The sequence below is a fragment of the Sandarakinorhabdus sp. AAP62 genome (assembly GCF_000331225.1).
GTDB lineage: Bacteria > Pseudomonadota > Alphaproteobacteria > Sphingomonadales > Sphingomonadaceae > Sandarakinorhabdus.
The window spans coordinates 614,021-620,285 of sequence record NZ_ANFY01000003.1; the positions used below are offsets into that span (position 1 = coordinate 614,021).

6 protein-coding genes are annotated in these 6,265 nt (G+C 69.2%); 4 read left to right on the forward strand and 2 right to left on the reverse strand.

The features are described from left to right. Nucleotides 1–2: 2 nt before the first annotated feature. Together nudC and D619_RS0103310 are read right to left on the reverse strand one after the other, a co-directional pair. Nucleotides 3–899 carry an NAD(+) diphosphatase gene (gene nudC / locus D619_RS0103305; protein ID WP_017667144.1) on the reverse strand — a complete coding sequence of 299 codons (897 nt, stop codon included), beginning with the start codon at nucleotides 897–899 and terminating at the stop codon, nucleotides 3–5. Continuing rightward, the gene (locus tag D619_RS0103310; protein ID WP_243442594.1) at nucleotides 896–1,960 is read right to left on the reverse strand and encodes an A/G-specific adenine glycosylase; all 1,065 of its coding nucleotides are present in this window, start codon (nucleotides 1,958–1,960) and stop codon (nucleotides 896–898) included. Before D619_RS0103310 ends, nudC begins: the two co-directional genes overlap by 4 nt. A 25-nt stretch (nucleotides 1,961–1,985) precedes the next feature. On the opposite strand from D619_RS0103310, the gene D619_RS0103315 reads away from it, so the two are divergent. From D619_RS0103315 to D619_RS0103330, 4 genes are all read left to right on the forward strand, one after another. After that, entirely contained in the window at nucleotides 1,986–2,522 is a 537-nt protein-coding gene (locus D619_RS0103315; RefSeq protein WP_017667146.1) for a DUF721 domain-containing protein, read from the forward strand. Nucleotides 2,523–2,581: 59 nt separating this feature from the next. Further along, the gene (locus D619_RS0103320; RefSeq protein WP_017667147.1) at nucleotides 2,582–3,304 is read left to right on the forward strand and encodes a thioredoxin domain-containing protein; all 723 of its coding nucleotides are present in this window, start codon (nucleotides 2,582–2,584) and stop codon (nucleotides 3,302–3,304) included. Next, nucleotides 3,304–4,038: a thioredoxin domain-containing protein gene (locus D619_RS0103325; protein ID WP_017667148.1), complete on the forward strand. Its 735-nt coding sequence runs from the start codon at nucleotides 3,304–3,306 to the stop codon at nucleotides 4,036–4,038. Before D619_RS0103320 ends, D619_RS0103325 begins: the two co-directional genes overlap by 1 nt. 270 nt (nucleotides 4,039–4,308) lie before the next feature. Continuing rightward, nucleotides 4,309–6,265: AAA family ATPase (locus D619_RS0103330; protein ID WP_017667149.1), on the forward strand; the 1,957-nt coding region annotated here is incomplete at its 3' end.

The window sequence follows — 6,265 nt, forward strand, 5'->3', positions numbered from 1 at the left end:
GCCTATTCCTCCACCCAGCTCTTCAGCAGCGTGTGGGCAATCGCCAGCGGTGGGGGTGCCAGGAAGTCCCCCGTGCCGGCCAGCGCGGCGCGCACTTCGTCCTTGGTCACCCAGCGCACTTCCTCCAGCTCATCCTCGTCCAGCCGAACCTCGAACCCCTCCGCCTCGGCAAAGGCGGCGATCATCAGGCTGGACGGGAAGGGCCAGGGCTGGCTGGCGAGATAGCGCACGCGGCCCGTCTTGATGCCGGCTTCTTCCCACAATTCGCGGCGCACGGCCTCCTCCAGGCTTTCACCCGGTTCGACGAAACCCGCCAGCGCCGACAGGAAGCCCTTGGGAAAGCGCGGCTGGCGGCCGATCAGGGCGTGACCTTGCCTAACCGCCAGCATGATCACCACCGGATCGACGCGCGGGAAATGTTCGGCCTTGCAGGCCTGGCATTGCCGGGCATAGCCGGCCTTGGCCAGCACGGTCTTGCCGCCACACACCGCACAGAAACCGTGGCGCTGATGCCAATCGAGGATGGAGCGCGCCTGCGCCACGATGGCGGCTTCGCGCGCCGGCAGCAGGGCCCCTGCGGCACGCGCATCCAGCAACTTGCCGCCAAAATCACTGATCAGTTCATCAGACGGCGCCGCGGCAGCAAAGCGCGGGCCTTCGGGGCCGACGCCCAGAAAGATCGACAGCGCATCGTGCGGCACATCGGACCGATAGGCCCACAGGATCGTCGGATTGTCGCCCGGTCTGACCACTGGGTTGAGGCCATCCAGCACCAGCCAGCGCGCATCAGGCCGCGCGCGCATGGCGATCAGCGCGGCGGGGTCGCGCCTGATCTCGTCGGCGCGGTCCAGTTCGTTGCCGGAAAAGCCGGTGACCGGCACATCATGGAACATCGTCATGCCGCCATCTTCCCGCGTTCTTGCGCGGCGGCAAGCCCCAGCCGGGCAGCCTTGGCAAAAAGCGTGGGCAGGCCGGCGGCTTCCACCGTGTCCAGCGCCAGCCACTGCTCGCCGGGCAGGGCCAGATCGGGCCGCTGATCGAGCAGCAGCGCCTGCACGACAAGTTCCAGTTCAAAATGGGTGAAGCCGTGGCGCACCATGCCGATGCTCTGCCAGTCGCCAGCCAGCGGCGGCGTGCCTTCCCCGCGCCAATCACAACTTGGCAGCGCCCGCATGCCGCCAAGCAGGCCCTTGGCCGGGCGCAGGATGGTGAGCACATGGCCGCCGGCCTCGATCCACCAGGCCGTGCCGGTGCGGGTTGGTCGCGCTTTTCTGGCGGCCTTCACCGGGAAGGCATCGGGCGTGCCGGCGCGGCGTGCGGCGCAGCTGTTGGCCAGAGGGCACAACAGGCAGTTCGGCCCTCGCACCGTGCAGACGCGGCGGGCAAGATCCATCATTCCCTGGGCGAAATCAGCGGCCTGCCCCTGCGGCACTACCGGCGCCAGCGCGGCCCTGATCGCGGCGCGGGCGGCGGGCAGGGGGGTGCTGATCGCATGCAGACGGCTCACCACCCGTTCGACATTGCCATCGATCACCACGGCATCGCGGCCAAAACCGAACGCCGCCACTGCCGCCGCCGTATAATCGCCCACGCCGGGCAGGTCGCGCAGCTCGGGCTCAAGGCCGGGGAAGCGGCCGCCGTGCCGTTCCACCACGACGCGAGCACAGGCCAGCAGATTGCGGGCGCGGGCGTAGTAGCCAAGGCCAGCCCAGGCCTGCATCACCTCGGTATCGTCTGCCGCTGCCAGTGCCGCCACATTGGGCCAGCGTGCCGTGAAAGCGTGGAAATAGGGCGTGACCGCCTCCACGGTCGTCTGCTGCAGCATGATTTCCGACAGCCACACGCGGTACGGCCAATCGGGGTCCGTCGGCAGCGCTCTGCCTGGCGGATTACGCCACGGCAGCACCCTTGCATGGGCGCGATACCAGTCGAGAAGTTGATGGGGCCAGCTATCGGTCACACCGTGTCTATGGCATGGAAGCCGCATGCCGAAAACGCCCCGTGAACCGCCGCAGCCGGCGCTGCCCAAATCGCCCAAGGAAAGGGTGAGGGGCGGCCGGGCCAAGCCGATTGCCGAACTGGTGGGCGAAGTGGGCGGCCAGGCCTTCAAGCGCTTCGGCTTCAACCATAGCGCGCTGAATGATCGCTGGGCCGAAATCGTTGGCGCCACCTATGCCCGCCACTGCCAGCCGACGCGGCTGAAATTCCCGCGCGGCCAGAAGGATGGCGGCACGCTCACCATCGCCGCCACCGGCGCGCTGGCGCCGATGCTGCGCCATGTCGAACCGCAGATCATCGAACGCACCAATCGCATCCTGGGCTATGCCGCCGTGGCCCGGCTCAGCATCGATCAGGGCGCTGCCACCATGGCCGCAGCCACCCCGCCGCCGCCACAGCCCGGCCCCTTGCCGGAAACCGCGCGCTCGTCCTTGCGCGACATCGCCGATCCGGAATTGCGCGCCACGCTGCAATCGCTCGCCGAAGCGCTGACCATCAGCGAGGGCCCGCCCAAGATCCGCTGATACGCATCGCTTCCCGAGGGGGCTTGGCGCTTGCCGCTGCACCACGCTAGAGAAGAACCATGCGCTTTGCTTCTGCACTTCTGATCGCCGGCCTGCTGGCGGCTCCCATCGCGGCCCAGCCGGCGCGGGCGCCGGCGCGGGCGGCTGTCGCTGATTGGTCCACCAGGCTTGCCCTCACGCCGCAGGGCGGCATCCTGCTGGGCAACCCCAATGCGCCGGTGAAGCTGGTCGAATTCGGCAGCCTCACCTGCCCGCACTGCCGCGCCTTCCATTCCGAGGGCCTGCCGGTCATCAAGGGGCGCTGGCTGGCGGCGGGCCAGGTGAGTTACGAATATCGCTCCTTCTCGCTGAACGGCATCGATCTGATGGCTGGCCTGCTGCTGCAGTGCCAGGCCGCGCCGCAAGCCTGGGCCTTCGTCAACCGCGTCTATGCCCGGCAGGATGAGCTGGTGTCGCCGTTCATGACCATCCCGGAGGCCGAGCGTGCCCGCATCCAGGGCCTGGCGTCCGACGCCCAGGGCCCGGCCATGGCCGTCGCCGGCAAGCTGCCGGAATTCGCTGCCGCCGCCGGCTTGCCGCGCGCGCGCTATGATGCCTGCATCGCGGCCAAGCCCGCGATGGAACGGCTACTCGCCATCCGTGCCGATGCCGTGCAGAATCACCAACTGCAGGGCACCCCCAGTTTCCTCATCAACGGCCGCATGCAGACCGATGTGTTTGATTGGGCCGCGCTGGAACCCCTGATTGACGCTGCCATCAAGGCGGCACCGCAAAGGAAGTAATGATGCGCCAGTTTCTCACCGTTTCCGCCCTCGCTTTTGCCCTTGCCGCCTGCGGTGACAAGACGGCCGCGCCGGCCGGTGAAACCGCCAGCGCCCCCGCTGTCGCCGCGCCAGCGGGCCAGAATTGGGTGGATGTTGTCGCTGCCACGCCGGAAGGCGGCTTCCGCATGGGCAACCCCGATGCACGCGTGAAGCTGGTCGAATTCGCCTCGCTCACCTGCCCGCACTGCCGCGAATTCCACGAAGCCGCGTCGGCCACGCTGAAATCCAAATATATCGCCAGCGGCAATGTCTCCTATGAATTCCGCAATTTCGTGCTGAACGGTCCGGATTTTGCCGCCACCGTGCTGGCCCGCTGCCAGGGCGCCGGGCCGTTCTTTGGCCTGCTCGACAATTTCTTCGCCGATCAGGCCGGCTGGACCGAGCCCTTCGGCCGTATCGGCAAGGCCGATCAGGAAGCGCTGGGCAAGATGCCGGAAGAGCAGGCGATTGCCCGCATGGCCGAACTGGGCGGCCTGGCCGATTATGTGAAGCTGCGCGGCATCCCGCGCGCCAAGTTCGATCAGTGCCTGGCCGATCCGGCGCAGATGAAGGCCATCAACGATCTGCGCAATCAGGCGGTGAACGAGCTGAAGCTTACCGGCACGCCCAGCTTCATCATCAACGGCACCGTGCAGGAAGGCGTCTACACCTGGGCGGATCTCGAACCCAAGCTGCAGACGGCGCTGCGGTAAGGGTCCAAACTCAGTCTGGAACGGGGTCGTCACGGTGGCTGGAAGCCCGATAGAAGTGAGCGAGTGCAGCCAGATAGCGGCGCTATCTGGCAATCGAGCGAGCGCGCTATCGGGCTTCCAGCCACCGCCCGAAGGGTGGACCGGAGCGGCGATATGGCGTCGTTGCAGTCGCTTGCCGGGGGGCGAAGCCCCGCCTGCGCGCCCGCGCCTAGCCATATCGCCGCTCCGGCCCATGCCGACCCCGTTCCAGACTGAGTTTGGACCCTAACGTTGGAATTTCGCAGCCTTCGCCTTGCGGGCTTCAAGTCCTTCGTTGAACCGGTCGATCTGCATATCGAACCGGGGTTGACCGGTGTTGTCGGCCCCAACGGCTGCGGCAAGTCCAATCTGCTGGAAGCCTTGCGCTGGGTGATGGGCGAAGGCAGCCCGAAATCCATGCGATCAGGCGGCATGGACGATGTGATCTTTGCCGGCACCAGCGCCCGCCCGGCGCGCGAGTTCGCCACGGTGACGCTGCATCTGGCCGGCAGCGCCGGCGAGGAGATCGAGGTGCAGCGCCGCATCCAGCGCGGCGCCGGTTCCGATTATCGCCTCAACGGCCGCGATGCCCGCGCCCAGGATGTGCGCCTGCTGTTCGCCGATTCGGCCACCGGCGCGCACAGCCCCGCGATCGTGGGCCAGGGCCGCATCAGCGCCATCATCGCTGCCAAGCCGGCCGAACGCCGCCAGTTGCTGGAAGAGGCCGCCGGCATTGCCGGCCTCGCCGTGCGCCGCCGCGAGGCCGAGATTCGCCTGCGCGCCGCCGAAGCCAATGTGACGCGGCTGGATGATGTCATCCGCGGGCTGGAGACGCAGGCCAACACGCTGCGCAGGCAGGCCAAATCAGCCGAGCGTTATCGCAGCCTGTCGGACCGGATCCGCCATGGCGAGGCAGCCTTGCTGCACGCCCGCTGGCACACCGCCGTTGCGCTGAGTGAGCGCGCCCGCCAGGCCGCCGTGGCCGCTGAAACCCTGGCCGCCGAACGCACGCGGCTGGCCGCGCAACTCACTGCCGAAGCGGCCGACGCCAATGCCGCGCTGCCGGCGCTGCGCCAGGCCGAAGCCGAAGCCGCCGCCGCCGCGCAGGCGCTGCGCCAGCGCCGCGCACTGCTGGAGGCCGAAGCGCAGGAACTTTCCCGCCGCGATGCCGCGCTGGCCGCCAGCATCGCCAGTGTCGAACGGGATACAATGCGTGAAACCGCGCTGGCCGATGACGCGGCGGCGGCGGGTCAACGGCTGGCGGCCGAAAATGCGGCGCTGGCCGAGCGGTTGCAGGCGCTGTCTGCCGGCCAGCCAGCCCTTGCGCAGCAACTGGCCGCTACCGAAGCGACAGCTGCTGCTGCCGAAGCGGCGCTTTCCGATGCAATGGCGGCCCATGCCACGGCGGCGGCGGCTGCACGTGCCGCCAGTGATGCAGCGGCCGCGGCCACCGCCCGCGCCGCCCGCGCCGAGGCTGAAGCCAGGGCGCTGGCCGACCGGTTGGCACGGCTGGCCCCAGCCCCTGATCTGGAACCACAGCGCGCGGCCGTGGCCAAGGCCCAGGGCGATGTGGCGGCCTGCGAAACCGCTGTCGCCGAAGCCGAAGCGGCGCGCCCGGCCACCGAAACGGCGCGCAGCGAGGCCGCCGCCGCGCTGGCTGCAGCGCGCGCCACGCTGGCCAGCCTTGATGCCGAAGCCCAGGCGCTGGCTCGCCGTCTTGCCGCCGATCAAGGCAAGGGCCCGCGCATGGCTGATCGGCTGGTGGTCGCCGCCGGTTTCGAGTCTGCGCTGGCAGTGGCGCTGGGCGAGGATATGGAGGCTGGCCCTGCCGATTCGACGGCGCCGCGCCGCTTTGCCGGTGCGGGTGCGACGGCCGATCCGGCATTGCCCACCGGCGTTCGACCGTTGGCCGCCGAGGTGCAGGCCCCGCCCGAACTGGCGCGGCGGCTGGCGCAGATCGGCGTTGTCGATGCGGTGCCGGATGCGGCGCTGCTGGCGGCCATGCAGCCGGGCCAGCGACTGGTGAGCCGCGATGGCAAATTGTGGCGCTGGGACGGATTGGTGGACGCCGGTGGCCGTACGGATGCCGCCGCCGCCCGTCTGCGCGCGCGCCGCAGGGCCGCCGAACTGGAAGCCGAACGCCAAGCCACGGCCGCCGCCGCTGATGCGGCCGCCACCCGCCTGCGCGAAGCCGAAGCCGCCGCCAGTG

Bases quoted from the DNA above. Each gene is read 5' to 3' on its own strand.
- D619_RS0103320 (WP_017667147.1), top strand. From the start codon at position 2,582: ATGCGCTTTGCTTCTGCACTTCTGATCGCCGGCCTGCTGGCGGCTCCC.
- D619_RS0103325 (WP_017667148.1), top strand. From the start codon at position 3,304: ATGATGCGCCAGTTTCTCACCGTTTCCGCCCTCGCTTTTGCCCTTGCC.
- nudC (WP_017667144.1), bottom strand. From the start codon at position 899: ATGACGATGTTCCATGATGTGCCGGTCACCGGCTTTTCCGGCAACGAA.
- D619_RS0103315 (WP_017667146.1), top strand. From the start codon at position 1,986: ATGCCGAAAACGCCCCGTGAACCGCCGCAGCCGGCGCTGCCCAAATCG.